We start from the raw sequence: 24,716 nt of genomic DNA, 5'->3' as shown, positions 1-24,716 counted from the left end.
CCGGAAGTAGAGCGACGACGCCCGAGGCCATCGAAAATCTTGAAGTTCATTCCCTCCGCCTTGCTGCTGCTGTTTGCAGCAACGTTCTTGTGCGTGTGGCTGCTAGAGCGCCGCCGGCGGCATCTACTGTTTTTCTCGCTTGCGTTCGCGGCTGTCGGGAGTGCGACCGTCGTGCAATTCGCCTTGTGGCCACCTGATATTGGTTACAACACGATCGTTTCCGCGATGCTGTATGCCGCAGGACCGCTGCTGTTGGTCGAAGGCGTGTTGTCGCGTTCACGCAGGTCGATGCCTCTGGTCCTGCACGCGATCTGGTTTGCGGCCATCGTCGGCCTGCTGTGCTATTTCTATTACATCGATAACAATCTCCAGATCCGCGTCTATGCGCTCAATCTCGGTATGGGCTGCATCATCCTGAGCGGTGCTTGGAAGCTGCGCGACCTGGTGCGCGGCAACGTCATCGACCGCGCCATGGTCTGGCTCCTGTTTGGTCTCGGCCTGACCTTCTTTGTGCGCGTGCTGCTCGACGGCAGCACGGTTCCATCTGACAACGTCGAAGCATTTTTTGAATCCGAATTCTGGATCTGGGCGCAGTTTACCATGTCGGTGCTGGGGGTTGGCATGGGACTCGGGTTGCTGGTGGTCGTCTGCGCGGACATCGTGCTGGGGCTCAAGGCGGAGCGCGACAGTGATCCGCTGACCGGTTTGCTCAATCGCCGTGGCCTGCAAAGCAGAGCCCCGCGACTGCCGGCTACAGATCGCGAACAGCTGAGCATCGTCGCCTTCGACATCGACCGGTTCAAGGCGATCAACGACCGTTTTGGCCACGCTGCAGGCGATGTCGTGCTGTCGACCTTTGCCGACATTATCAAGGCGACGCTGCGGGAAGGTGACATTGCGGCGCGCATCGGCGGCGAAGAGTTCGTCATCGTGTTGAAGGACGCGCCAGTGGACGATGCCTTCTTGTTGACGGAAGAATTGCGCCGCGCGATTGCCGACGTGCGCTTCGACGAACTGCCTGACGATTTCGCTGTCACCTGCAGCTTCGGCATCGCCGAATTCCATGCGGGCGAAGGGCTTTGGGACGCCATCGGCCGCGCCGACAAGATCCTCTATGCCGCCAAGCGTGCCGGCCGTAACCGCACTTTTGCCGAAGGGCTGCAGCTGCCGAGCGCCGCCCGATTCGTCAGGTGAGAGACTTGCTCACGTTGTCGAGAATGAAGGCCAGCCGTTGCTCGACGGGGACCTTTGGGACCTCGACGAGGTCATAGCCGCAAGCGGTATATGTCTCGACCATGCTGGCGTGGGTGCGTCGGGCCTCGTCTTCATCCTGCTTGCGCTCGCTGTCTTGAGCGAAGATCTCGGGCCAATGCGGCAGGATGAACACCTTGGGGTTGTAGCGAAATGCCTGGGCAGCCTTTTCTGCATGCGTCGGTACCGGTAGGCCGATAAGTTTGAGATAGCCGATGACATCGGGCACGCCGCGATCGAAAAAGGCGGGGCCGGAAGTCGTCATTGCAATCGTATGCGAGCGCATCTCCCATGACAGCATGAGTTCGGCGAAAAGCGCGCGGTCGTGCCAGGGCAGGGCCGTTCCAGAAATTGCCACCTGACCCCTGATGATGCCGCGCCCGGCCTCGACCGAGGTGGCAAATCCTGCGGCGGCAAGATGTTCGACCAATGTGGACTTGCCCGAGCCAGGGCCGCCGGTCAGCACAAAGAAACGATTGGAATTATGAGGCATGAAAGGTCTCCGGATGAAACGGGACCGGCCATGGGCAAGCCGACCGCGACTGGCTAAGGCCAGACAACGGCAAAGCCAGCGTTAGCCGGCGATGAAAATTTTGGAAGGGGGGAGAAGTGGAGGTTTCTGTTGCCAGGTACCTCCGAACCCCGCCTAGAAGTGCGAACCTCTAGGGCTTAATTTGAAGCTATCGCACAGCTTACGCTGCGAGACGTGCTTCCGCATAGTTGTCGTTTGCAACTACAAGTTTAGCCCGATAACGGTGGTACTATGCCGGGCAAAAGTCCGATCTTTACACCCTCGTCGATCCTATTTCGCCCCCAGCAAAAACCGTCGTTCGACTGCGACGACTTTTGGTGGAGGCGCCGGGTACCGCCCCCGGGTCCGAATGGCTTATTTCATCGGCAGTTTATCGCCATAGTCAGACAAGCTGACGACCCTGATATAAGGAGGCCGGGCGCAAAAGGAAAGGTCGGAACCGCAAGTCGTAGCAGTCATCCGACAGATTTGTGAGACCACGCGAAGACGCAGGGTTGACTCGCGTCGTGCGCGAACCGAAGCTTCGGCCGCTGGGGTGCCTGCATTGCGCTTGAAGCGGTCAAGGCCGGCAATCCCCACGGGAGATGACATCAATTCGTCGACGAGGGGAATTCATATGAGTGACTATCTTGCAGACGTGAAGAAATACGATGCTGGCGCCAAGGAAGAGGTGGTGACCAAGATCGTCAAGCATCTGGGCATTGCGCTCAGGAACCGCGATTCCTCCCTGGTCTCCTGCACGGATCCCAAAGAACTCGACCGGGTCAAAGCCGGCTGGATCGCCAAGAAGCTTGGCGTCGAGGACGAAAAGAAAGCCGATGGCGCGCTGGAAAAGGTCTGCAAGGCGATGTCGGCCGACAACACCAAAAACCGCGTCACCTTTTATTATCTGGTGGCCAAGGAACTCGGAAAGCTTGGCGCGCTGTAAGCTGCGCCCATTGCTATCGATTTTCTGGCGCCGGGCCCCAAGCCCGGCGTTGGTCGTTTAACGCGGTTGGGGATAAAGCGGCTTCGTTGCCTTGGACGGCACCGGTCCGCTATGATCGGGCAACTCCCGAATCGAGCCCGACCGATGCGCCAGTATCTCGACCTTCTCAGCCACGTCCTCGAAAACGGCTCCGACCGTGGCGATCGTACCGGCACGGGCACGCGCTCAGTGTTCGGCCATCAGATGCGTTTCGACCTGGCGAAGGGCTTTCCTGTCGTCACCACCAAGAAGCTGCATCTCAAGTCGATCATCCACGAGCTGTTGTGGTTTCTCGCCGGCGACACCAACATCAAGTACCTCAACGACAATGGCGTGACGATCTGGGACGAGTGGGCCGACGAAAACGGCGACCTCGGCCCGGTCTATGGCAAGCAGTGGCGGTCGTGGCCGACGCGCGATGGCGGCGAGATCGACCAGATCGCGGTTCTCCTGAACCAGATCCGCAAGAACCCGAATTCGCGGCGGCTGATCGTTTCGGCGTGGAATCCCGAGGAGGTGGACGCCATGGCGCTGCCGCCATGCCATTGCCTGTTCCAGTTCTACGTCTCGGACGGCAAGCTGTCGTGCCAGCTCTACCAACGCTCGGCCGACATCTTCCTGGGAGTGCCATTCAACATCGCGTCTTACGCGCTTTTGACGATGATGGTTGCGCAGGTGACGGGGCTGAAGCCCGGCGATTTTGTCCACACGCTGGGCGATGCGCATATCTACCATAATCATTTCGACCAAGCGCGCGAGCAGCTTTCTCGCACGCCCAAGGCGCTGCCGACGATGTGGATCAACCCTGAAGTGAAGGACCTGTTTGCCTTCCGCTTCGAGGATTTCCGGCTGGAGAACTATATCGCCGACGCGACGATCCGCGCCCCGATTGCGGTGTAGGCGCGGCTCTTAGAGGTCGCGCAGCAGTTCCGCCGCCTTGGCCCGGCCGACGTTGCGGGTCATCAGTACGGCAGCGGCGATCGATGCCAGCAAAAGCACCAGCACCAAAGCCAGATAGCTTGCCGGGATAGCCAGGGCTTCCGGTGGCGGGTCGAACACACCAGTCAGCAGCTTGACCAGCATCCAGGCCATGGTGAGGCCTGAGAGCAGGCCGAAGACGAGCCCGCCCACGGCCACCAGCAGGCCTTCGCCCCACAGGAATGCCGCGAGCTGGTGCGGTTTTGCCCCGATAGCCGTAAGGATCGCGAAACTGCGACGCCGGTCGAGGAAGCCCAGCCCGAGCATCAGGCCGGCAGCCGCGACCGCCATACCGAGCGCAAAAGCGAGCTCGATCGCGGTGAGGCCCGACAGATCGAGAGCCGTCAGGCCGGAGCCGATGATGTGGGCGGCTGAACCGACATCCTTGACTTGCAAAGCCGGATCGTTTGCCAGCGCCGCAGAGGCGGCGTGGGCGAGGGCCGCCGGATCGCCTTTTGCCCGCATCAGCACATAGTCGCTGGCGTCCGCGCCGGTCGTCTTGGCGATGTAGGCGGCATTCGCGACGAGGAATGAGTCCTTCGGTGCGCGGTCGGGAACTCGCGCGTCACACCGATGAATGTGAACGGAACCGGATGATACTGGTGGTCGGCAATGTTCATCAGTCTCAGATTGATGGTGTCGCCGACGGAGAGCTGGAAATCCTGCACGGTTTCTTGCGACACAAGCACGCCGTTCGGCGTTTCGGCAAGGGTGGCCAGCACATTGGCAGCCTTGCCGCCGGCGAAATAGGCGTCAGGGAAATCGGTCGCGTCATCGATCGCCACCGGGTCGATGCCGTAGAGATCCTGCAGGTCGGCACCGACATAGGCGAAGCGGTGCTGCATCGGCGCTGCTGCCACCACATCGGGCAGGGCGGCGAGCTGTGTCAGCCTGGCACCGGCCGGATGGGTGGCGGTGCCGAAGACGGTGACATCGGAGCCATTTGTCAGTTCGGCGTCGACCGGGCCTGGGCGTTGTAGGTGGTGTTGAAGACCGCCGTCGACACCGCAAAGGAGACGGCGAGCGCGGTCATCGCGATGCCATGGGTGATCCGCCGAGACTGATGCGACAGAGCTGCCGCAACGACCGTCGACAGCCTGCCCGCCACCGGCCGGATCAGAAGTTTCAGCAACGTGCCATTGCCGCCTATGATCCGCGCCGAGATGCGGATCGCCAGCAGCGCCGAGCCGATCCAGAACAAAGCGGGGGCGATGAAGGCGTTGTAGTCGACCGACGTGGCGGCGACGCCCTCGGGCGCCAGTACGACCTGGTAGCCTGATCTGGCTGACTGCCAGAAAAACAGCAGCGCGCCCAAAAGCAGGACGACATCGAGCCAATGGCGTTTCCACAGCGGCGAGCCGGCGCGGCCGACGGTGCGCCGCGAGGCGCTGACACTCAGGCCGCGGCTGTCGCGCCAAGCTGGGGTGAGGAAGGCAACGAGTGTGAGCGCGAGGCCGACCGCCACCGACAGCACAAGGGCTGCGACGCCAAGCCGGGCGTCACCGCCGAAGCGCAGCCGCGCGAAAAGCTGCGCCATGACCAGGCCGAGCGTTATGCCGACGGCCGCGACCAGAAGCGCTTCGGCCGAGGTCAGCAACAGGATACGGCGCACGCTTGCGCCACGGACCCTGAGCAGGGCCTGTTCGGCCCGGCGATGACCCGCTCCGGTCGAGGCAACCGCGAAGGTCAGCAGGCAGGCAAGGGCCACGCCGGGCACGCCGAGAAACAAGAACAGCACCGCCGCATAAAGCGAATCGCTGCGTACCGCATCAAGGCGGGCGCCAAGGTTGTTGGCGACCAGCGCTTGCCCGGCCACGGCTGCTTCAAGGTTTCGGGCGGCACCTGTCACCATTGTCCAGGCGTCGGCCGGCCTTGCGGGCAGATGGCCATGGTCCAGCTTGACGTGAAGCTGCGTGCGCGTCGTATCTGGCCGCGTGGCCTGCTGCGGCGCAAATATCCGCTGCCATTCGTCGACAGGCACGATGAGCACATTATCAGGTGGTGCCTGCGGAGCAGCCTGCGGCGGCAGGCCCACACCCTGGAACAGCGCGTCGGCATCGGGCAGTTCGACCACGCCGTCGAGCTTGACGGTGACCGGCGGCAGCCCGACCCGCTTGATGGTGACCATGTCGCCGGGGGCGACATGCAGGTTGGCTGCGGTCTGCTGCGCGGCCAACACGCCGCTCGCGCTGCCCGACAGAAGCCGGACTTCTTGCGGAAAATCCGTGAGGTAGCCTTCGTCGAAGGCGATTACCTTGCCGGGACCGGTCGTTTGCACCGTGCCGCCAGCACTGGCCTCGAGCCCATCCGTGCCGGCGTAAAGCACCTGCCTCATGGCAGAGACCGCCGCGGATTTGCCGACAGCATCACGGATCAAGTTGAGATCGGCGCTGGGCACCGTTTCGACCTGCCAGTCGATCGGCACGCCAGATGCCGCGCGGCGCGTCATCGAGCTGCTGCTTTGAGCGAGGAACGTCGACAGGGCGGCTAGCAGTGCGACGGTCACCGCAATACCTGCTGCGGCACCCAGAAGACGCCCGTAGCGCCGGCGCAGGAGGCCAAGCAGCCAGAGGTGGTTCACGCGCGCCTCCGTTGCGGCTCGGCGGGATGGGAAAGCCTGCCCCGATCGATCGACCAGCGCAGGCTCATTCGTTCAGCCACCGCCTCGTCATGGGTCGCAATGACCAGCGCGGCACCGGTGTTGCGAATGAAATCTATGGTGAGATCGATGAAATGCTGTGCGGTGGCACTGTCGAGCTGGCCGGTAGGCTCGTCGGCGAGCACCAGGCGTGGGCCGGTGACGAGCGCGCGCGCCATGGCGACCCGCTGGGCCTGGCCGCCGGAAAGCTCCTCGGGCAGCTTTTGGGCAAGCTCGGACAGCTCGAATCGCTCGAGGACTGCCGCCGCCTTGCCGTCGACATCGTCGTTGCTCTCCATCAAGACCAGCGGCAGGCCGACATTCTGCAACACTGTCAGTGCCGGAAACAGGCTGGGCGTCTGGAACACGAACGCCACCTTGCCAGGCCGCAGCATGGCGCGTGTGCCGAGCGCCGGCCACATGATCGCGCCGGACGAAGGCGCATCGAGCCCACCCAAGAGGTGCAGCAGCGTGGTCTTGCCGCTGCCCGAGGCACCGACAAGCGCGATGCGGTCGCCTGCATCTATGCGGCAGTTGATGTCATCAAGAACCACGAGCTTGTCGTGCACGCCGTCGGCGGAGCTTCTGGAGATGCCTGAGGTGACGACGAGCGGCTCAACCATTGTCGATCCGCCCATCGGCAAGATGGATGATGCGATCGGCGCGCGCGGCGAGCGCTGCGCTGTGTGTCGCGATCAGCGTCGCCTTGCCGGCAACCCGCCTGACTTCGAAATGCTCGAGCAGGCGTTGCTCGGAGTCCCTGTCGATCTCGGCCGTCGGTTCGTCGGCGACCAGCACTGGCGGGTCGGCGGCGAGTGCCGCCGCAAGGCCCGCACGTGCGGTTTCGCCGCCGGAGAGTTGCGACGGGTAGTTTTGCGCGCGCTGGGAAAGCCCGACAGCCTGCAACAACGCGTCGAGCCGCCGCTGGTCGGTCTTGCCGGCCAGAAGCATCGACAGCCAGATGTTTTCGCCAACCGTCAGGTGCTGGAACAGATTGCCGGACTGTTGCAGGATGCCGAAATTCGCCGCCCTGATGGCCGCCCGTTCTGCTTCGGGACGGCGTGTCAGGCGCTGCTCGCCGATCATGACGTAGCCACCGTCGGGCTCGTCGAGGCCTGTCAGGCAGGCCAGAAGCGTGGATTTTCCGCTGCCCGACGGGCCGACGACCGACACCATTTCACCAGGCGACAGGAAAAGGCTGACCCCGCGAAGGGCTGCGGTCTCATCGTTGCCGACATGGTAGAAGCGATAGAGTTCGTGTGCGGCAAGGACGCCCATCTCAGCGCCACTGAAACGATTCCGACATCAGCTTCCATTGGTCGACATTGTCGGCACCGAGTGGCGCATAAAGCTCAAGCGCCACGAGCTTGGCATCCCTGAAATAGAGAAAACGCTGGTTTTCGAGGCGAACCTGCTTGGAAGTGACCTGGTTGGGTTCGGAGTTCGAGCTGTAAGCGATCCGGATGGCGTTGCCCGCAGGCAGCTTGACCGCCTTGACTGTGTCGATCTTGACGGCACGCTCCTGCTTTTGCAGCTGTGGCAGATAATCCGTGCGCACACTGTCGACCGTCGGTGGCACGCCTGTGTCGGACAGTGTGACCACGACACCGTCGAGCTTGTCGACGAAACGTGCGCCTGCCGGCATGTCGGTTCGCGCCCAGCCCTCAGGCACCTTGAGCACGTAGCCGTCCTTGGACGTGTAATCGATGAAGACCTGGGTGTCGGGAATATCGCCCGGCGGGTTTTTCTCGGCTTGCACCGGCATTTCGGCGGCCACGGCCAAGGGCATGGCGGCGAGGGTGCAGGCCGCCGTCGTAAATGAGGCAAGAAGGCTCGACAGGATTGCGGTCCGAATCATGTCGAGAATTCTCCTTGCACGCGACGGCGGCCACCGCCCAGTTCACCATCGCATTGTGACATTACCGGCGCCTCGCCGGTGCAATACGCTTTTGTAAGGTTGCCGAGGCAGGGCGGGACAATTGACATGACGTCTCGCAGTCGATGCCCTATCGTCCGGAAACGTTCGTCTTACGCCTCCTGAATGCATGCAAGGGGACTGCAATGGGACAAGTCGCTCCGGGCCGTGGACAAGACACGATCGAAGCCAAGGAATTGGAACTGATCCACCGCTACTGGCAGGCGGCGAACTATCTCTCGGTCGGCCAGATCTATCTTCTCGACAATCCGTTGCTGCGCGAGCCGCTGAAACCCGAGCACATCAAGCCGAGACTGCTTGGACATTGGGGCACGACACCCGGCCTCAACTTCATCTATGCCCATCTCAACCGGGTCATCCAAGCGCGCGACCTCGACATGATCTATGTCTGCGGCCCTGGTCACGGTGGACCCGGCATGGTCGCCAATACCTATCTCGAAGGCAGCTACAGCGAAATTTATCCGGAGATCGGCCGCGATATCGACGGGATACGCAGGCTTTTCCGCCAGTTCTCCTTTCCTGGCGGTATTCCCAGCCACGTGGCCCCTGAGACGCCCGGCTCCATCCATGAGGGCGGTGAACTCGGCTATGCGCTTGTGCATGCCTATGGCGCGGCATTCGACAATCCTGACCTCGTCGTTGCCTGTGTCATTGGCGATGGCGAAGCTGAAACCGGAACGCTCGCGGCTTCGTGGCACTCGAACAAGTTCCTGAACCCGGTGCATGACGGTGCGGTGCTGCCGATCCTGCATCTCAACGGCTACAAGATTGCCAATCCGACGATCCTGGCTCGGATGGAGAAGTCGGAGCTGGACAGCCTGCTGCGTGGCTATGGCCATGAGCCGCTGTTCGTCGAAGGCGATGATCCCGAAGACATGCATCGGCAGATGGCGGCGACGCTCGACTTCGCGCTCAAGCGCATCACCGAGATTCAGGCGATGGCGCGCAGTGCCGGCAATTCCGATCGGCCGCACTGGCCGATGATCGTGCTGCACAGCCCCAAGGGCTGGACCGGACCGAAGGAGGTCGACGGCAAGAAGGTCGAGGGTTTTTGGCGCGCGCATCAGGTGCCGATCTCCGACCCGAGAAAGGATGCCGGTCACCTCAAGCTGCTCGAAGCGTGGATGCGCAGCTACAGACCTGAAAAGCTGTTCGACGAAGAGGGACGGTTGAACGAGGACCTGCAGGCGCTGTCGCCGAAGGGCAAGCGCCGGATGGGCGCCAACCCGCACGCCAATGGCGGATTGCTCAAGCGCGACCTCGTGCTTCCGGATTTTCGTTCGCTCGCCGTCGAGGTCGCTACTCCCGGCGGCGTCACGTCAGAGGCAACGCGCGCCATGGGACGCCTGCTGCGACAGGTGATGGTGCTCAACGCCGAGACGCGCAATTTCYGGCTGATGGGGCCCGACGAAACCGCCTCCAACCGTCTCGACGACGTTTTCGATGTAACCAACCGGGTGTGGATGGAAGGCATCGAGCCTTATGACGAGCATCTGGCGCATGACGGCCGGGTGATGGAGGTGCTGAGTGAAAATCTCTGCCAAGGCTGGCTGGAAGGCTATCTGCTGACCGGTCGGCACGGCTTTTTTTCCTGCTACGAAACCTTCATCCACATCGTCGACTCGATGTTCAACCAGCACGCCAAATGGCTCAAGGTTTCACGCGGGCTGGCCTGGCGGCGGCCGGTCGCCTCGCTGAACTATCTTTTGACCTCCCATGTCTGGCGGCAGGATCACAACGGCTTCAGCCATCAGGATCCGGGCTTTGTCGATCTGGTCGCCAACAAGAAGGCGGACATCGTGCGCATCTACCTGCCGCCAGATGCGAACACGCTGCTTTGGGTCACCGATCACTGCTTGCGCACCTATGACCGCATCAACGTCATCGTTGCCGGCAAGCAGCCGCAGCCGCAATGGCTGAACATGGCTGATGCCATCGCTCATTGCGAGGCGGGTGCCGGCATTTGGCATTGGGCGGGGACTGAGCGCGGAGAAGGCGAGCCTGATGTGATCATGGCCTGCGCTGGCGACGTGCCGACCCTGGAAACGCTGGCTGCAGTAGACCTGCTGCGGAGCGCGCTGCCCAATTTGGGGATACGCGTCGTCAACGTCGTCGACTTGATGACGCTGCAGCCGAACAGCGAGCATCCGCACGGGCTGGCGGACGATGCGTTCGACGCCTTGTTTACAGGCAACAGGCCGGTGATTTTCGCCTATCACGGCTATCCATACCTCATCCACCGCCTGACCTACCGGCGCCACAACCACGACAGTTTCCACGTTCGCGGGTTCAAGGAGGAGGGCACGACGACCACCCCGTTCGACATGGCGGTGCTCAACGAGACGGACCGATATCATCTCGCCATCGAGGCGATCGACAGGATCGGCGATCTGGGAGCTGACGGGGCGAAAGCCAAGCGCCACTTCGAAGACAAGCTGGCCGAACACTGGCGGTTCGTGCGCGAGCATGGCGAAGACATGCCCGAGGTGCGCGACTGGGCCTGGCGCAACTAAAGCCGATGGTCATTCTGGCTCTCAATGCTGGCTCATCCAGCCTCAAGTTCGGCGTGTTCAAGGCCGTGTCGAACAGCGAGGTTGAGCCTCTGATGCGAGGCGTCTTCGATGGCTTGGCCGACACGCCGCGCTTTTCGGCCAAGGACGCAGGTGGAGGCGTTCTTGCCGACCGGCCGTTGAGCCTTCCCGACAGGTCGACGGGCGTATTGCTGGGCGAGCTTTTCGGTTTTCTAGATCCGCTGCTCGGTGGCGAGCAAATTGACGCGGTCGGGCATCGTATCGTGCATGGCGGTAGCCGCTTCACAGCCCCCGTTCATCTGACGAATGAGGTCATCGCGGCGCTGGACGCGCTGACGCCGATTGCGCCCCTGCATCAGCCGGCTAGCCTGGGACCGGTAAGGGCGTTGGCCAAGCTGCGGCCGGACTTATTGCAGATCGGCTGTTTCGACACGGCATTCCACAGCACGCTCGCACCGCCTGCCAGCCGCTATGCCATTCCGCGCGAATATGAAGAGATGGGATTGCGACGCTACGGCTTTCACGGCCTGTCCTACGAGTTCATTGCCCGCCAACTGGGCGAAATCGCACCGGAGCTACTAGCCAAGAAAACGGTCGTTGCGCATCTGGGCAGCGGGTGCAGTCTGTGCGCGATGGTCAACGGCAAAAGCCGGGATACGACCATGGGCTTCACAGCCCTGGATGGGTTGATGATGGCGACGCGATCCGGGGCGATCGATCCGGGCATTGTCCTGTATCTTCAGGAGGCCCTGGGATTGTCGGTCAATGAAGTCGAGCAACTGCTCTACCGTCGCTCCGGTCTGCTCGGTGTATCAGGCATTTCGGGAGACACACGCGTGCTGCTCGCCAGCGACGATCCGCGTGCCGCCGAAGCGCTCGACCTGTTTGTCTTCAGTATCGCACGCAACATCGCGGCGATGGCCAGTACGCTCCAGGGCCTTGAGCTTCTGGTCTTCACCGGCGGTGTCGGCGAGCATGCCGGCGAAATAAGAAAAGCAGTCTGCGATCGTCTTGGCTGGTTGGGCGTAACGCTTGATCCGTCGAAGCCAGGCGACCTCATCAGTCAGGCCGAGAGCAAGATCGAGGTCCGGGTGATCGCCACCAATGAGGAGATGACGATCGCTCGCCAAACCAGCGCGCTGATCAGCGAGATCGGGGCAGGCTAGCCGCTTACGCCAGCGTTTTTTGATGGCGCAACAGCATACCGAACAGATCGCGAGGCTCGTCCGGGTCGGCAAGCAGGTCAAGTTCTTCGTAACGCCTGGTGGTGCGAAGCTTGTCGCGGACATAGCGAAGTGCCGAGAAGTCCTCAATCGCAAACCCAACCGAATCAAACAGCGTGATCTGCCGCTCGTCCTTGCGGCCTGTGGCCTGCCCCGTGATCACCTGCCAGAGTTCGATGACCGGATGATTGGCGTCGAGCTGCTGGATCTCGCCTTCTATGCGTGTTTGTGGCGGGTACTCGACAACGATTTCAGAACGCAAAAGGATGTCGCTGTGCAGTTCCGTCTTGCCGGGGCAATCGCCGCCGACGGCATTGATGTGAACGCCTGATCCGACCATGTTGTCGGTGAGGATCGTCGCATTCTGCTTGTCGGCGGTGACGGTGGTGATGATCTGCGATCCTTCCACCGCTTCCTGGCCGGTTTTGCAGATGGTGATCTCGAAGCCGAGCCCGTCGAGATTGCGCGCGCATTTGCGGCTTGCCTCGATGTCGATGTCGAACAGGCGCAGCTTGTTGACGCCGAGCAGCGCCTTGAAGGCCAATGCCTGGAATTCCGACTGGGCGCCGTTGCCGATGATCGCCATGGTGTCGGAGCCTTTCGGCGCCAGATATTTTGCCGCGACCGCCGAGGTTGCGGCGGTGCGCAAGGCAGTCAGAATGGTCATCTCGGTCAGCAGCATCGGGTAGCCCGAGCCGACATCGGCGAGCACGCCAAAGGCGGTTACGGTCTGGCGGCCCTGGCGCGTGTTCTTGGGGTGGCCGTTGACATATTTGAAGCCATAGAGCTGGCCGTCGCTGGTCGGCATCAGTTCGATGACGCCGTCATGGCTGTGCGAGGCAAGCCGGGGTGTCTTGTCGAACAGCTCCCAGCGCTTGAAATCCTCTTCGATGTAGCCGGCGAGCTCGGTGAGCAAACGGTCGACGCCGACTTCCAGGACCAGCTTCATCATGTTGTCGACGCTGACAAAGGGAACGATGTTGAGGTTTGGGATAGTCATCAGAAGCTCCTTGTCGGGCGGTCCATGATGCGGCGGCCCATCAGCGACGCCGTAAGGTCGACCATCAGGCTTGCGGTGCGCCCGCGTTCGTCGAGGAATGGATTGAGTTCGACGAGATCGAGGCTGGAGACGAGGCCGCTGTCATGCAGCATCTCCATCGCCAGATGCGCTTCGCGGAACGTGGCGCCGCCCGGCACTGTGGTGCCGACGGCGGGCGCGATCGAGGGGTCGAGGAAATCGACGTCGAGGCTGACATGCAGGAGCCCGTTCTCCGCCGCGACGCGTTCGAGGAAGGCCCGCAGCAGCGGGGCGATGCCATATTCGTCGATCGTGCGCATGTCATGAACTGTGACGCCTGCCTGCATCAGCGCCTGGCGCTCGGCGGGGTCGACGCTGCGGATGCCGAGCGTGCAGATGCGCTTGGGGTCGACCTTAGCAGAAAGGGTGGGAAAATAGCCGTCGAAACCCGGAAGCCCGCTGGCATAGGCGAGCGGCACGCCATGCAGATTGCCGCTGGCGGTCGTGTCGAGCGTGTGGAAATCCGGATGCGCGTCGAGCCAGAGCACAAAAAGCGGCCGGCCTTGCTCTGCTGCACGGCGGGCAACGCCGGAAAGGGTACCGGCGCTGATGCTGTGATCGCCGCCCAAGAAAATGGGCATGCCGTCGGCGCTGGCGGCATAGGCAGCTTCGGCGATGGCAGCCGTCCAAGCGGCAATTTCCGGTAGCGATTTCAGCGCCTGGTTGTTGTGTTCGGCGACCTGGACAGGCTGGGGAACCACCGTGCCGAGATCGGTCAGGCTGTGGCCCAGTTCTGTCAGTGCCGCGGCGAGACCCGCAGTGCGCAGGGCGCTTGGCCCCATCTCGCAGCCCATGCGGCCGGCTCCGTCCTGAACCGGTGCGCCCAAAATCTTGCAGTGCATTCGTTGCCGTCCATGTGAAATGAACGCGCATTGAACAGCCCTGGCCTGGCAAATTGAAGCGCTTGAAGTGACACATCTGATATGAGAATTGTGCAATATGAAGGCCATATTGAGCAAAATGGAACCAAGATGGACGATTTGGACAAAAGGCTGGTAACGCTGCTCCGCCATCAGGGTCGGCGCAGCATCTCCGATCTGGCGGTTGATCTGGGCGTTTCGCGCGCCACGGTGCGCACGCGCATGGAGCGTCTGGAGAAGTCCGGCGACATTATCGGCTATACCGTCATCCTGCGTGCCGAGGCTGTTGGCCAGGCCGTTCGTGGCATCATGCTGATCGAAATCGAAGGGCACGTTTCCGACCGGGTGATCCGAGTGCTGGGCGGTTTTTCGGAGGTGTCGCAAATCCACACGACCAACGGGCGCTGGGATCTCGTGGTCGAACTGGGGACGTCGACGCTGACGGATTTCGATGCCGTGTTGCGCCGGATCAGGCTCATCCCCGGCATTACCGGAAGCGAGACCAGCATTTTGCTGGCCACGCCACGCAGCACCAAGGCCAAGCTTTAGTATCGGCGATATGGCCGGTCTGGACTGCGCTGCCTCGCCAAAATAAAATCGTTTTGCGCGGAGCGGGTTTGGCTGGGAGGAGAAGGGCGAATGTCGGCGATTAGCTCAATGTGCCTGCGGTCCTGGTTCGTTGCCGCAGGGTTGTTTTTGGCGGCACCAGCATCGGCCAACGACTCGACGGCGGAACTCGGCACCGGCGGGCTGATCCTCGGCCGCACCGACCAGATCGCCATGGAGAGCGAGGACCTGTTCATCTCGATGGACAAGGTCAAGGTCGACTATGTCTTCCGCAACAATTCGGACAAGGATATCGAAACAGTCGTGGCGTTTCCGATGCCCGACATCGATGGCAGTCCGGATTGGATGACCGGCGTGCCCGATGAGACCAGCGACAATTTTCTCGGCTTTTCGGTTTCGATCGACGGCAAGGACATAATGCCCGAACTCCAGCACAACGCATTCGCCGCAGAGGTGGATATCTCAGCCGATCTGGTAGCCAATGGCATACCGTTCCTGCCGTTCGGCGAGGTGACCTACAAGGCACTGGAAAAGCTCAAGGACGAGGTTGCCGACGATTGGCAGAACCGCGGCATCATCACCATCAGCGAATATGACGACGGCACGGGCATGAAACGCGTGCGCGAGCCGTTCTGGAAGCTGCGCTCGGCCTATTGGTGGAAGGCGACGTTTCCTGCGGGGAAGCCGGTGAAGGTGGCGCATAGCTACAAGCCGAGCGTTGGCGGCACGGCTGGCGTCAGCTTTTTCACGGATGGTAAATTCCAGGGCGAATATGACGACTATAAAGCCAAGTACTGCCTCGACGAAGGGTTCGAGCGTGCGGTGGCCAAGGCGGCGAAGGTGTCCACCGACGGCTATCCGCCCTATAGCGAGAGCCGGGTTTCGTATGTGCTGACGACCGGTGGCAATTGGGCGCTCGGCACCATCGGCAAATTCAAGCTGACCATCGACAAGGGCGGTCCAGCCAACATCGTCAGCTTTTGTGGGACTGGGGTGAAGAAGACGGGTCCAACGACCTTCGAGATGAGCGCCGAGGATTATTATCCAGAGCGCGATGTCGATATTCTGATCCTGCAGCCTTACGATACCCAGAGATGACAGGCCGGGCGGGAGATTCGTCTGGAACGGGAAGGGCGGCGGATGGACGTTGCGATCTATGTGGCGATTGCCGAAAACGGCGTGATCGGGCGGGATAATGGCCTGCCATGGAAGCTGTCGAGCGATCTCAAGCGCTTCAAGGCCGATACGATGGGCAAGCCGATCATCATGGGGCGCAAGACCTATGAGAGCATTGGCAAGCCGTTGCCGGGCCGGCTCAACATCGTCGTGAGCCGCGATCCAAGCTACCGAATCGATGGTGCGGAAACGGTGCAGTCGGTCGAAGACGCCATCACCTTGGCCATAGCCAAGGGCCGCTGCATGCCGGGCGCCAATGAAATCTGCGTGATCGGCGGTGGCGAAATCTACCGCCAGGCGCTGCCGCTGGCGGACCGGCTGCACGTCACCCATGTGCTGGCCAGCCCTGACGGCGACACGCGCTTTCCCGCGATCGAGCCGAGCATCTGGGCTGTCGCAAGCTCGCAGGACTTTCCCGCAGGCGAGAAAGACAGCCATGCGACACGCTACACAGTTTACGAGAAGCGCCGCGAGGTGCATTGAGGGCACGGCTTCATACATATGTAGTGAAATCAGAGGCACTTACGTGCCGTCGCGTTGAAAGCGCTTGCTCGCATCACTATAGATGGTGTCAGTAATTAAGCGGCCGTCTCAGGCGCGGCCGCCATTGTTTCGTAGTTGAAAGGACATTCATGCCCTGGAACAATCAAAATGGAGGCGGCGGCGGCCCATGGGGCGGCGGCAGCGGTGGCGGGGGCGGCGGTGGCCCATGGGGGCAAGGACCGCGACCAAGCGGACCGCAGGGTTCTCCTCCCGATCTCGAAGACATCATTCGCAGGGGCCAAGACAAGCTCAAGCGCGCGCTTCCGGGTGGCAGCGGCTCGAGCGCCGTGCTGTTTGGCCTGATCGGCGCGGGATTGATCGCGTTCTGGGCGTTCCAGTCGATCTACACCGTGCAGCCTGACGAACTCGCCGTTGAACTGCGTTTCGGCAAGCCCAAGCAGGAACTGTCGCAGCCAGGTCTGCACTTCCATTGGTGGCCGATCGAGACTGTCGAGAAGGTCAATACGGCTGAAAAGCTTGTCGACATCGGCGAAGTTCGTGGCAATACGTCTTCGGGCCTGATGCTTTCGGGCGACCAGAACATCGTCGACGTGAAGTTCTCCGTCGCCTATCAGGTCTCCAACCCGGAGGCCTATCTGTTCAACGTCTCCGAACCCGACATCATGGTTCGCCAGATCGCCGAAAGCGCGATGCGCGAAGTGGTCGGGCGCCGGCCGGCGCAGGACATCTTCCGCGACGACCGCCAGGGTATCGCTTCAGGCGTGCGCGACATCATCCAGGCGACGCTTGACGACTATGGCGCTGGCCTTTCAGTCAACGCGATTTCGATCGAGGACGCGGCACCGCCGCGCGAAGTTGCCGATGCATTCGATGAAGTGCAGCGTGCCGAACAGGACGAGGACCGCTTCGTCGAGGAATCCAACCAGTATTCCAACCAGAAGCTCGGCCAGGCGCGCGGTGAAGCGGCTCAGGTGCGCGAAGACGCGGCCGCCTACAAGAACCGCGTCGTCCAGGAAGCCGAAGGTGAGGCCCAGCGCTTCATCTCGGTCTATGACGAATATGCCAAGGCGCCTGACGTGACCCGCAAGCGTCTCTATCTCGAGACCATGGAAAAGGTGCTGCAGGGCTCCAGCAAGGTGATCGTCGAGCAAGGCAACGGGCAGGGCGTGGTGCCCTATCTGCCGCTACCTGAACTGCAGAAGCGCGCTCCGGCCGCGGCGGGAGGCAAGTAATGTCAAATCGTCTCCCCATCATCGGCGTCTTCGCCGTAATCGTCCTGATTCTGATCTGGTCGTCGATCTTCGTGGTCAATGAACGCCAGCAGGTCATCGTGCTGCGCTTCGGCGAAATCGTCGACGTCAAAACCGAGCCCGGCATCTACTTCAAGGCACCGTTCTCGATGTTCGAGGCCGACAACGTACAGGTCATCGAGGACCGCGTCATGCGGCTCGACCTTGATGACATTCGCGTCCAGGTCTCGGGCGGCAAGTTCTACGATGTCGATGCCTTCATCGCCTATCGCATCAACGATGCCCGCAAGTTCCGACAGACCGTCTCGGGTAGCGTGGAACTGGCCGAACAGCGCCTTCGTACCCGCTTCGATGCGGCCCTGCGCCGGGTCTACGGTGTGCGCGGCTTTGAAGCCGCGCTCTCGGAAGAGCGTGCGGCAATGATGCGCGAGGTTCGCGATCAGTTGCAGCCTGACGCGACATCGCTTGGCCTCGAGATCCAGGATGTCCGCATCCGCCGTACGGATCTGACCGCCGAGGTGTCGCAGCAGACCTATGACCGCATGAAGGCCGAACGTCTGGCCGAGGCCGAAAGGCTGAGGGCACGCGGCCGGGAAGCGGCACAGCGCATCCGCGCCCGTGCCGACCGCGAAGTGGTCGAGACTGTCGCCGAAGCGCAAAAGGAATCGGAAATCCTGCGCGGTGAAGGCGAAGCCCAGCGCTCCGCCGTGTTCGCCGATGCCTTCAACCGCGATCCTGAGTTCTTCGACTTCTACCGGTCGATGAGCGCCTACGGCACGGCGTTGAATGCCGACGGCACGACAATGGTGCTGTCGCCGGAATCGGAGTTCTTCCGCTACTTCCGCAACCCGGAAAGCGGCAAAGCACCGGCAGCCAAGGCAACGCCAGCCCCCTCGGCCGGCGTCGCAGCCCCCAGCACCAGCAACTAAGCAGTGCAGGACTTTATCGTCGCCATAGGCCTGGTTCTCGTTTTCGAGGGCCTGGTCTATGGCGGCTTTCCTTCCGCCGTCAAGAAGATGGCGGCGCAGGTGACTGAAATGCCTGACGCCCTGCTCAGGACTGTGGGCCTTGCCGCGATCGTCATCGGTGTCGGCGTCGTCTGGYTCATCYGGGGATAACGGATGAATTATTCCGTGCCGGTAGCATTGGCCGCAAACAGGCCTTATTTGTTTTCATCATGACGCTTCGCGTTCGGACGGCCCGGCGCGATCAATGACAAGACAGCCCTGGGAGGCTTCCCTGATGATTTCCACGCCCCTTTTGCGCGCCATGCGAAAGGCCTCTCTGGCCGCCACCACGGCGCTGATGATTGGTGCCATAGCGGTGCCATCCTTCGTGACACCTGCCTTGGCGCAAGGGCCGGAATCGGTCGCCAACCTCGCCGAAGGCCTGCTTGGCGCGGTCGTCAACATCTCGACGTCGCAGACGGTGAAGGGCGGAGAGGGCGAGAACGCCGTTCCGATGCCGCAACTGCCGGAAGGCTCGCCGTTCCAGGATTTCTTCGACGAGTTCTTCAAGAACCGCGGAGGCCAGGACAATGGCGGCTCGCAGAAGGTGCAATCGCTCGGTTCCGGCTTCATCGTCGATGCCGAGCAGGGCATCGTTGTCACCAACAACCACGTCATTGCCGACGCCGACGAGATCGAGGTGAATTTTTCCGATGGCTCGAAGCTGAAAGCCACGCTGGTCGGCACCGACACCAAGACCGATATCGCGGTGCTGAAGATCGATCCGAAGGCCAAGAAGCTGACGGCGGTGAAGTTCGGCGATTCCAACAAGATGCGGATCGGCGACTGGGTGATGGCGATCGGCAACCCGTTCGGCCTCGGCGGTACGGTGACCCTGGGCATCGTGTCGGCGCGTAATCGCGACATCAATTCGGGCCCATATGACGATTTCATCCAGACCGACGCCGCGATCAATCGCGGCAATTCGGGGGGGCCGCTGTTCAACATGTTTGGCGAGGTGATCGGCATCAACACGGCGATCATTTCGCCGTCGGGCGGCTCGATCGGTATCGGTTTTTCCATTCCATCCGAGATCGCGGCCGGCGTTGTCGATCAGCTCAAGCAATTCGGTGAGACGCGTCGTGGCTGGCTTGGCGTGCGCATCCAGCCGGTGACCGACGATATCGCCGAAAGCCTCGGCATGGCCACCGCCAAGGGCGCGCTGATTGCCGGCATTATCAAGGGCGGGCCCGTCGACAAGGGACAAATCCTGCCTGGCGACGTGGTCATCAAGTTCGACGGCAAGGACATCGTCGAGATGCGTGACCTGCCGCGGGTGGTTGCCGAAAGCCCGGTGGGCAAGGCTGTCGATGTGGTGATCGTGCGCAAGGGCGTCGAGCAGACAGTCAAGGTGACGCTCGGCCGGCTCGAGGACGGCGAGAAACTGGCCGAGGGCGAAGCCACCAAGCCCGCCGAAGGTGCCGACAAGGGTGCCGTGGTTGCACCGACCAGCGTGCTCGGCATGACCATCGGCGAACTCAACGACGACACGCGCGCCAAGTTTGGCATTGCCGCCGAAGTTTCCGGTGTCGTGGTGACATCAGTCGCAAAGGACTCGGCCGCAGCCGAGCGCGGTATCGTTGCCGGCGAGGTGATCACCGAAATCGCCCAGGAATCGGTGTCGATGCCGAAAGAGGTGATGGACCGTATCGCTGCGCTCAAGGAACAGGGTCGCAAGAACGCTTTGCTGATGCTGGCGTCCAAGACCGGTGAGTTGCGGTTCGTGACGCTGCGCATGGACTGAGTCCGAAAACTCGGACAAGTCTTTGAAGACATAGAAAAGGCGGCTACCTAGCCGCCTTTTTGCGTTGCTGCCATTCGGCTTGCGACAGCCGGTAGAGCGCGTGGCGCTTGAGCTCGGGGTGCGTGTCAGGCACGCGCGGATGGTCGAAGTCGCCCGCAATATCGTGGCGCATGCCGAGGCGCTGCATGACGGCGGTCGAACGATGGTTGTGCGAAACCGCGAAGGAGACGACCTCGTCGAGGTTCAACGTCTCGAAGCAATAGGCGAGCAAGGCCTCGGACGCCTCAGTGACGTAGCCCTTGCCCCAGAATTCGGGCGCGAGCCGCCAGCCGATCTCCATCATGCCGCGGGGGATAAAGGGTGCGAGGTCGGTGCGGTTGATGCCGACGAAGCCGATGCATTCTCCAGTGGCGGCAATCTCGGCTGCGCTGAAGCCAAAGCCGTCGCAGTCGATGTTGCCGCGAAGCTTGTCGAACAGTTCGTCGCTCTCCGCCCTGGTGCGGCGCATGCCGAAGAACTCCATAACCTGCGCGTCCGAATTGATGCGGTGGAAGAGCGCGCGGTCGCGTTCTTCCCAGTTGCGCAAAATCAGGCGTTCGGTGCGGATCTCTTTCATCATGCGAACTCGGCGCGGCTGTAGCCCTGGAGATAAAGCAGGGCGGTGAGGTCGGAATTGTCGATACGGATCTTTGCTTGCGCTGCCACCGACGGCTTGGCGTGAAGGGCGATGCCAGAACCTGCAAGGCGGATCATGTCGAGGTCGTTGGCGCCGTCGCCGACTGCAATGGCATCGTCCGGGGTGAGGCCGAGGCGTGCGGAAATCTCGTTCAGCGCATCGGCCTTGGCAGCGCGGCCGAGGATCGGCTCGGAAACCTTGCCGGTGAGGCGGCCATCAGCCTCGATCAGGTGATTGGCGCGGTTTTCGTCGAAGCCGATCATCTTGGCGATGCGCGAGGTGAAGACGTCAAAGCCGCCGGAGACCAAGGCTGTGTAAGCGCCATGCGCCTTCATCGTGGCGACCAGCGTCTTGCCGCCCGAGGCAAGGGTCAGCCTGATATCGATGATGCGGTCGATGACCGAGGCGTCGAGACCGGCGAGCAGCGCCACGCGCTCGCGCAGGGCGGGTTCGAAGGCGATCTCGCCATTCATCGAGCGTGCGGTGATGTCGGCGACGCGATCCTTGACGCCGATCTCGTCGGCGAGTTCGTCGATGCATTCCTGGTCGATCATGGTCGAATCCATGTCGGCGATCAGGATCTTTTTCCTACGCTTCGCGTTGTCCTGGACAGCGAAATCGATGGCTTCGCTGGCAAGGGTGGAAGTGAGCGCGGCGTGTGCATCGTCGGCAGAAAGTCCAGCGGGCAAAGCGATGTCGCAGGCAATGGCCTCGTCCAGCCAAACAAAGCCGCTTGCACCAAGGGCGCGAGAGGCCTTATCGGCAAGGGACGGCACCAGCAGAGCGCGGTCCGGGTGGGAAATCAGCGTGGCGATCAGTGGCATCGAAAATTCCGGAACAAGCGAGGGGCGCATCAAGAACGCGACCCTGATAGCCGGGCCGACCGCCAGCGGCAAGTCGGCGCTGGCGCTGCGTCTTGCCGAGCGCGACGGCGGGGTGATCGTCAACGCCGATTCGATGCAGGTCTACAGCGTGCTCAACGTGCTGACGGCCCGGCCGAGCACTGATGATCTCATGCGCGTGCGCCACTTCCTTTACGGCCATGTGTCGCCGGCGACAGCTTATTCGACGGGCAGCTGGCTGCGCGACGTGGCGGTGCTGGCCGACAGTGGGCTGTTTGTCGAAAAGCCGCCGATCTTCGTCGGCGGGACCGGGCTCTATTTTCGAGCCCTGGCCGAAGGAATTTCGGAAATGCCCGAAATTCCCACCGAAATCCGCGATCGCTGGCGCTGGCGGCTCAATGAGGAGGGCGCCCCCATGCTGCACCGGTTGCTGATGAATGTGGACAGCGCGGTGGCCATGAGGCTCAAGGCCAGCGACGGCCAGCGCATCGTGCGCGCGCTGGAGGTGCTGGAGGCCTCAGGCCGCTCGATCCTGAAATGGCAGGCGGACAAGGGGCACCCGATGATCGACATTGCCACGGCGCGCTTCATTGTGATCGAACCCGAGCGCGAATTGCTGATCAAGCGTATCGATGCGCGTTTCGACAAGATGATCGAGCTTGGCGCGCTGGACGAGGTGAAGGCGATCACCGCCATGCGGCTTGCTCCGGAACTGCCGGCGATGAAGGCGATCGGCGTGCGTGAGTTGGCTGGCGCCATGGCCGGCGAGATGAGCTTCGACGAGGCGATCGAGCGTGCAAAGATCGCGACGCGCCAATATTCCAAGCGGCAGTCGACGTGGTTCCGCAACCAGTTCGGGCCGGAATGGCGTCGCATCGGCGGCGAGGCTGGAGGAGCCTCCGGCGCGGCCGATGCATAGGAAGCGCTGGTAATGATTAACCCTCCGTAAGGCGCGGCATGGCATAAAGCTCACTGGGGTTCATCAGGGGTGCCATGCGCTTTCACCGGGCTGAAACCGCGTTCTTCGTGTTCATCGCGCTGATTTTGACCGCAGCGCTGGCGATTTTCTATGCCTGGACGTTGGTCGAAAGTCCGGCCGACGCGCTGTATATGCCGGGGCGCGTGGAGAGTATCGAAACCCTTCAGACACTGCTGCTGACAATCGCGCTGCTTTTGACCGGCACGATGTTGTACGGGCTGTTTTTCATCTTTCCGCAAATACGCACGCAGGTGAAGGAAGGCGGCGAGCTGCGCGAAATGACGGCCTCGCTGAGCGCGCGTTCGCGCAATCTCGAACAGGCAGCACTTACCGACGGGCTGACCGGCATGCAGAACCGGCGCTATTTCGACGACGCGCTGAAGGAATATCTGCACGAATTTCGCCGTATCGACAGGCCAGTCGGGCTGATGATCCTCGACCTCGACCATTTCAAGCTGGTCAACGACACCTATGGCCACGATGCCGGCGATGAGGTGCTGCGGTCTGTCGCCAAATGCCTGAAGAGCATGACCAGATATCACGACGTGGTGGCGCGGCTGGGTGGCGAAGAATTCGCTGTCGTCGCGCCCAACATGGATATCGAGCTGCTGCAGCGTGTTGCCGATAGGATGCGCAAGGCGATTGCCGCGCTGTCCATCGAGACGAGCGGTGTCCAGCTTAACGTAACCTCGAGCGTCGGCCTGGCCTTATGGGACAAGGAAGAGACCGCCGAAGAGTTCTATCGCCGCGCCGACAAGCAGCTCTACGAAGCCAAGCGACAGGGCCGCAACCGCGTCTGCGCCTGAATTCCCGTCGCTAAATTCGTGATGCCGGCCAACTGACGCGGCTTTCTGCGCTTCCGGTGCTCATGGACTTGGTGTCAGCTCCGCTCCGGTTTCGAAATCCACGCCATTCGGCTCGGCCTGACGAATTCCGCGACGGGAATACCTGGATTTGGCCGCAAGGGCCTCGGTGCAAAATCTACGCACCTGTTCGAAAAACGAGCTCTCGCTCGGCTCAGTCGCTGGACGTCCCATATCTTTTCCACAGCTAAAAGTCGTCCCGCGACCTGAGGCTCGCCCGGCGTGTGTCCGAGCCTTTGGGTGCTGAAACTTCGGCCGTTGCGGTCGGGCAACAAGGGATGAAAACCTGCCGAGGCGAGGCGCTGCGCGTGCACGAAATGCGATTTACGTTTCGTTCACCATGGCCTACACCCGCGATTCACCTCGCAAGGACCTTCCCCCCGTGAACAGCGACGCCGTCGACCAAAAGAAGTCCATACGCTTTCGCGCACGCTCATTCGTCGCCTTCGCGCTGGTGCCGGAGGCCCCTTTGGGGGAGTGGCTGCAAAGCCTGGATGGCTGGATCGAGAACTCTCCGGGGTTCTTCGCAGGCCGCCCCGTCGTGCTTGACCTGAACTTGCTCAAGCCGGAGCTGGGCGACATTGCAGATCTTGTGTCGCAACTCACCGAGCGCGGCATACGGATCTACGCAATCGAAAACAAAAGCATCGATGCCCTGGGTTCCGATCTGCCGCCATTGCTCATCGGTGCCAGGGAGGCGGTCATCGAGGAAACGCCTGCTGAGCCTGCCTTGCCCGCCAAGCCTGAAGAGCCGCCGGYATCCACCACGCTGATCGTCGAAGCGCCGATCCGCTCGGGCCAGTCGATCTTTCATCCTGATGGCGATGTGATCGTGCTTGGCTCGGCTGGCTCCGGTTCCGAAATCATGGCGGGCGGGTCAATTCACGTCTACGGCGCCTTGCGCGGTCGCGCCTTCGCCGGTGCTTGGGGAAACCGCAAGGCACGCATCTTCTGCCGGAAGAACGAGGCGGAGCTTTTGGCGGTGGATGGCTGGTACCGCACGGCGGAAGACATGGAAACATCCTCGCGCGGCATGCCGATACAGGCCTTCCTGGAAGACGGCGGCGTTGTGGTCGCGGCTCTCAACTGACAAAATTGGAGATCTAAACATGGC

At 61.9% G+C, this 24,716-nt stretch carries 26 protein-coding genes and 1 other RNA gene; 15 read left to right on the top strand and 12 right to left on the bottom strand.

Annotated elements, in window-relative coordinates; translation table 11 throughout:
* Positions 1-1,194 (top strand): GGDEF domain-containing protein (locus AC1DUU_RS03600; RefSeq protein WP_476782041.1); only part of this gene is annotated, 1,194 nt, incomplete at its 5' end.
* Here the strand turns inward: AC1DUU_RS03600 and AC1DUU_RS03595 are convergent.
* Entirely contained in the window at positions 1,187-1,744 is a 558-nt protein-coding gene (locus tag AC1DUU_RS03595) for an AAA family ATPase (RefSeq protein WP_476782040.1), read from the bottom strand. The genes AC1DUU_RS03600 and AC1DUU_RS03595 overlap by 8 nt on opposite strands.
* A 115-nt stretch (positions 1,745-1,859) precedes the next feature.
* Positions 1,860-2,218: a transfer-messenger RNA gene (ssrA, locus tag AC1DUU_RS03590) on the bottom strand.
* Between the two features lie 181 nt (positions 2,219-2,399).
* Between ssrA and AC1DUU_RS03585 the strand changes: the two genes are divergently transcribed.
* Positions 2,400-2,711 (top strand): DUF2853 family protein, encoded by a 312-nt coding sequence (locus AC1DUU_RS03585; RefSeq protein ID WP_476782039.1) that lies wholly within the window; start codon positions 2,400-2,402, stop codon positions 2,709-2,711.
* Positions 2,712-2,855: 144 nt separating this feature from the next.
* The gene (locus tag AC1DUU_RS03580; protein ID WP_476782038.1) at positions 2,856-3,650 is read left to right on the top strand and encodes a thymidylate synthase; all 795 of its coding nucleotides are present in this window, start codon (positions 2,856-2,858) and stop codon (positions 3,648-3,650) included.
* 9 nt (positions 3,651-3,659) lie between these two features.
* On the opposite strand, the gene AC1DUU_RS03575 is transcribed toward AC1DUU_RS03580, so the two are convergent.
* From AC1DUU_RS03575 to AC1DUU_RS03550, 6 genes are all read right to left on the bottom strand, one after another.
* Complete coding sequence (locus tag AC1DUU_RS03575; RefSeq protein ID WP_476782037.1) at positions 3,660-4,193, bottom strand: FtsX-like permease family protein; 534 nt, start codon at positions 4,191-4,193, stop codon at positions 3,660-3,662.
* Positions 4,193-4,573: a hypothetical protein gene (locus AC1DUU_RS03570; RefSeq protein ID WP_476782036.1), complete on the bottom strand. Its 381-nt coding sequence runs from the start codon at positions 4,571-4,573 to the stop codon at positions 4,193-4,195. The genes AC1DUU_RS03575 and AC1DUU_RS03570 overlap by 1 nt, the downstream gene beginning before the upstream one ends.
* Positions 4,574-4,674: 101 nt before the next feature.
* On the bottom strand, positions 4,675-6,309 hold the full coding sequence (locus tag AC1DUU_RS03565) for an FtsX-like permease family protein (protein WP_476782035.1): 1,635 nt from the start codon (positions 6,307-6,309) through the stop codon (positions 4,675-4,677).
* A complete protein-coding gene (locus AC1DUU_RS03560) occupies positions 6,306-6,989 on the bottom strand; it encodes an ABC transporter ATP-binding protein (RefSeq protein WP_476782034.1) in 684 nt (227 codons plus the stop codon). Before AC1DUU_RS03560 ends, AC1DUU_RS03565 begins: the two co-directional genes overlap by 4 nt.
* The gene (locus tag AC1DUU_RS03555; RefSeq protein WP_476782033.1) at positions 6,982-7,644 is read right to left on the bottom strand and encodes an ABC transporter ATP-binding protein; all 663 of its coding nucleotides are present in this window, start codon (positions 7,642-7,644) and stop codon (positions 6,982-6,984) included. The genes AC1DUU_RS03560 and AC1DUU_RS03555 overlap by 8 nt, the downstream gene beginning before the upstream one ends.
* A gap of 1 nt (position 7,645) precedes the next feature.
* Entirely contained in the window at positions 7,646-8,224 is a 579-nt protein-coding gene (locus tag AC1DUU_RS03550) for a hypothetical protein (protein WP_476782032.1), read from the bottom strand.
* A 203-nt stretch (positions 8,225-8,427) separates the two neighbouring features.
* On the opposite strand from AC1DUU_RS03550, the gene AC1DUU_RS03545 reads away from it, so the two are divergent.
* Both AC1DUU_RS03545 and AC1DUU_RS03540 read left to right on the top strand, forming a co-directional pair.
* A complete protein-coding gene (locus AC1DUU_RS03545) occupies positions 8,428-10,815 on the top strand; it encodes a phosphoketolase family protein (protein WP_476782031.1) in 2,388 nt (795 codons plus the stop codon).
* A gap of 5 nt (positions 10,816-10,820) precedes the next feature.
* On the top strand, positions 10,821-11,999 hold the full coding sequence (locus AC1DUU_RS03540) for an acetate/propionate family kinase (RefSeq protein ID WP_476782030.1): 1,179 nt from the start codon (positions 10,821-10,823) through the stop codon (positions 11,997-11,999).
* 4 nt (positions 12,000-12,003) lie between these two features.
* Here AC1DUU_RS03540 and AC1DUU_RS03535 read toward each other — a convergent pair whose 3' ends face one another.
* A complete protein-coding gene (locus AC1DUU_RS03535) occupies positions 12,004-13,056 on the bottom strand; it encodes an ornithine cyclodeaminase (RefSeq protein ID WP_476782029.1) in 1,053 nt (350 codons plus the stop codon).
* Entirely contained in the window at positions 13,056-13,976 is a 921-nt protein-coding gene (gene rocF / locus AC1DUU_RS03530; RefSeq protein ID WP_476782028.1) for an arginase, read from the bottom strand. Before rocF ends, AC1DUU_RS03535 begins: the two co-directional genes overlap by 1 nt.
* A 129-nt stretch (positions 13,977-14,105) precedes the next feature.
* On the opposite strand from rocF, the gene AC1DUU_RS03525 reads away from it, so the two are divergent.
* The 7 genes from AC1DUU_RS03525 (at position 14,106) to AC1DUU_RS03495 (ending at position 20,242) form a co-directional block, all read left to right on the top strand.
* Entirely contained in the window at positions 14,106-14,543 is a 438-nt protein-coding gene (locus AC1DUU_RS03525; protein ID WP_476782027.1) for an Lrp/AsnC family transcriptional regulator, read from the top strand.
* Positions 14,544-14,633: 90 nt separating this feature from the next.
* A complete protein-coding gene (locus tag AC1DUU_RS03520; protein ID WP_476782026.1) occupies positions 14,634-15,659 on the top strand; it encodes a DUF4424 domain-containing protein in 1,026 nt (341 codons plus the stop codon).
* A 42-nt stretch (positions 15,660-15,701) separates the two neighbouring features.
* Positions 15,702-16,220, top strand: a complete 519-nt coding sequence (locus AC1DUU_RS03515; RefSeq protein WP_476782025.1) for a dihydrofolate reductase — start codon at positions 15,702-15,704, stop codon at positions 16,218-16,220.
* A gap of 149 nt (positions 16,221-16,369) precedes the next feature.
* The gene (gene hflK, locus AC1DUU_RS03510; protein ID WP_476782024.1) at positions 16,370-17,473 is read left to right on the top strand and encodes an FtsH protease activity modulator HflK; all 1,104 of its coding nucleotides are present in this window, start codon (positions 16,370-16,372) and stop codon (positions 17,471-17,473) included.
* Complete coding sequence (gene hflC, locus AC1DUU_RS03505) at positions 17,473-18,420, top strand: protease modulator HflC (RefSeq protein WP_476782023.1); 948 nt, start codon at positions 17,473-17,475, stop codon at positions 18,418-18,420. The genes hflK and hflC overlap by 1 nt, the downstream gene beginning before the upstream one ends.
* Positions 18,421-18,423: 3 nt before the next feature.
* Positions 18,424-18,609, top strand: coding sequence for a DUF2065 domain-containing protein (locus AC1DUU_RS03500; RefSeq protein ID WP_476782022.1), 186 nt, complete (start codon positions 18,424-18,426; stop codon positions 18,607-18,609).
* A gap of 124 nt (positions 18,610-18,733) precedes the next feature.
* On the top strand, positions 18,734-20,242 hold the full coding sequence (locus AC1DUU_RS03495) for a DegQ family serine endoprotease (protein WP_476782021.1): 1,509 nt from the start codon (positions 18,734-18,736) through the stop codon (positions 20,240-20,242).
* A 43-nt stretch (positions 20,243-20,285) separates the two neighbouring features.
* On the opposite strand, the gene AC1DUU_RS03490 is transcribed toward AC1DUU_RS03495, so the two are convergent.
* Both AC1DUU_RS03490 and serB read right to left on the bottom strand, forming a co-directional pair.
* Positions 20,286-20,858 (bottom strand): GNAT family N-acetyltransferase, encoded by a 573-nt coding sequence (locus AC1DUU_RS03490; protein ID WP_476782043.1) that lies wholly within the window; start codon positions 20,856-20,858, stop codon positions 20,286-20,288.
* The gene (gene serB, locus AC1DUU_RS03485; RefSeq protein ID WP_476782020.1) at positions 20,858-21,742 is read right to left on the bottom strand and encodes a phosphoserine phosphatase SerB; all 885 of its coding nucleotides are present in this window, start codon (positions 21,740-21,742) and stop codon (positions 20,858-20,860) included. The genes AC1DUU_RS03490 and serB overlap by 1 nt, the downstream gene beginning before the upstream one ends.
* Here serB and miaA point away from each other — a divergent pair.
* The 3 genes from miaA (at position 21,732) to minC (ending at position 24,692) form a co-directional block, all read left to right on the top strand.
* Positions 21,732-22,679 carry a tRNA (adenosine(37)-N6)-dimethylallyltransferase MiaA gene (gene miaA, locus AC1DUU_RS03480; protein WP_476782042.1) on the top strand — a complete coding sequence of 316 codons (948 nt, stop codon included), beginning with the start codon at positions 21,732-21,734 and terminating at the stop codon, positions 22,677-22,679. The two genes, serB and miaA, sit on opposite strands and share 11 nt — an antisense overlap.
* 74 nt (positions 22,680-22,753) lie before the next feature.
* Positions 22,754-23,545 (top strand): GGDEF domain-containing protein, encoded by a 792-nt coding sequence (locus tag AC1DUU_RS03475; RefSeq protein ID WP_476782019.1) that lies wholly within the window; start codon positions 22,754-22,756, stop codon positions 23,543-23,545.
* A gap of 439 nt (positions 23,546-23,984) precedes the next feature.
* Positions 23,985-24,692: a septum site-determining protein MinC gene (minC, locus tag AC1DUU_RS03470; protein ID WP_476782018.1), complete on the top strand. Its 708-nt coding sequence runs from the start codon at positions 23,985-23,987 to the stop codon at positions 24,690-24,692.
* The last annotated feature ends 24 nt before the right edge of the window (positions 24,693-24,716 follow it).

Source organism: Aminobacter sp. P4_H6_2 (assembly GCF_056400805.1).
Note: the sequence above shows the minus strand (reverse complement) of the source record. Positions and strands in the feature narration are given on the sequence as shown.

What these genes read in the sequence shown, in the direction of transcription:
- AC1DUU_RS03595 (WP_476782040.1), bottom strand. Translation starts at nt 1,744, where the DNA reads ATGCCTCATAATTCCAATCGTTTCTTTGTGCTGACCGGCGGCCCTGGC.
- serB (WP_476782020.1), bottom strand. Translation starts at nt 21,742, where the DNA reads ATGCCACTGATCGCCACGCTGATTTCCCACCCGGACCGCGCTCTGCTG.
- AC1DUU_RS03580 (WP_476782038.1), top strand. Translation starts at nt 2,856, where the DNA reads ATGCGCCAGTATCTCGACCTTCTCAGCCACGTCCTCGAAAACGGCTCC.
- AC1DUU_RS03495 (WP_476782021.1), top strand. Translation starts at nt 18,734, where the DNA reads ATGATTTCCACGCCCCTTTTGCGCGCCATGCGAAAGGCCTCTCTGGCC.
- hflC (WP_476782023.1), top strand. Translation starts at nt 17,473, where the DNA reads ATGTCAAATCGTCTCCCCATCATCGGCGTCTTCGCCGTAATCGTCCTG.
- AC1DUU_RS03575 (WP_476782037.1), bottom strand. Translation starts at nt 4,193, where the DNA reads ATGCGGGCAAAAGGCGATCCGGCGGCCCTCGCCCACGCCGCCTCTGCG.
- AC1DUU_RS03525 (WP_476782027.1), top strand. Translation starts at nt 14,106, where the DNA reads ATGGACGATTTGGACAAAAGGCTGGTAACGCTGCTCCGCCATCAGGGT.
- AC1DUU_RS03555 (WP_476782033.1), bottom strand. Translation starts at nt 7,644, where the DNA reads ATGGGCGTCCTTGCCGCACACGAACTCTATCGCTTCTACCATGTCGGC.
- AC1DUU_RS03560 (WP_476782034.1), bottom strand. Translation starts at nt 6,989, where the DNA reads ATGGTTGAGCCGCTCGTCGTCACCTCAGGCATCTCCAGAAGCTCCGCC.
- AC1DUU_RS03535 (WP_476782029.1), bottom strand. Translation starts at nt 13,056, where the DNA reads ATGACTATCCCAAACCTCAACATCGTTCCCTTTGTCAGCGTCGACAAC.
- AC1DUU_RS03515 (WP_476782025.1), top strand. Translation starts at nt 15,702, where the DNA reads ATGGACGTTGCGATCTATGTGGCGATTGCCGAAAACGGCGTGATCGGG.
- hflK (WP_476782024.1), top strand. Translation starts at nt 16,370, where the DNA reads ATGCCCTGGAACAATCAAAATGGAGGCGGCGGCGGCCCATGGGGCGGC.
- AC1DUU_RS03490 (WP_476782043.1), bottom strand. Translation starts at nt 20,858, where the DNA reads ATGAAAGAGATCCGCACCGAACGCCTGATTTTGCGCAACTGGGAAGAA.
- AC1DUU_RS03570 (WP_476782036.1), bottom strand. Translation starts at nt 4,573, where the DNA reads ATGCAGCACCGCTTCGCCTATGTCGGTGCCGACCTGCAGGATCTCTAC.
- AC1DUU_RS03475 (WP_476782019.1), top strand. Translation starts at nt 22,754, where the DNA reads ATGCGCTTTCACCGGGCTGAAACCGCGTTCTTCGTGTTCATCGCGCTG.
- AC1DUU_RS03550 (WP_476782032.1), bottom strand. Translation starts at nt 8,224, where the DNA reads ATGATTCGGACCGCAATCCTGTCGAGCCTTCTTGCCTCATTTACGACG.
- AC1DUU_RS03585 (WP_476782039.1), top strand. Translation starts at nt 2,400, where the DNA reads ATGAGTGACTATCTTGCAGACGTGAAGAAATACGATGCTGGCGCCAAG.
- AC1DUU_RS03540 (WP_476782030.1), top strand. Translation starts at nt 10,821, where the DNA reads ATGGTCATTCTGGCTCTCAATGCTGGCTCATCCAGCCTCAAGTTCGGC.
- AC1DUU_RS03520 (WP_476782026.1), top strand. Translation starts at nt 14,634, where the DNA reads ATGTCGGCGATTAGCTCAATGTGCCTGCGGTCCTGGTTCGTTGCCGCA.
- rocF (WP_476782028.1), bottom strand. Translation starts at nt 13,976, where the DNA reads ATGCACTGCAAGATTTTGGGCGCACCGGTTCAGGACGGAGCCGGCCGC.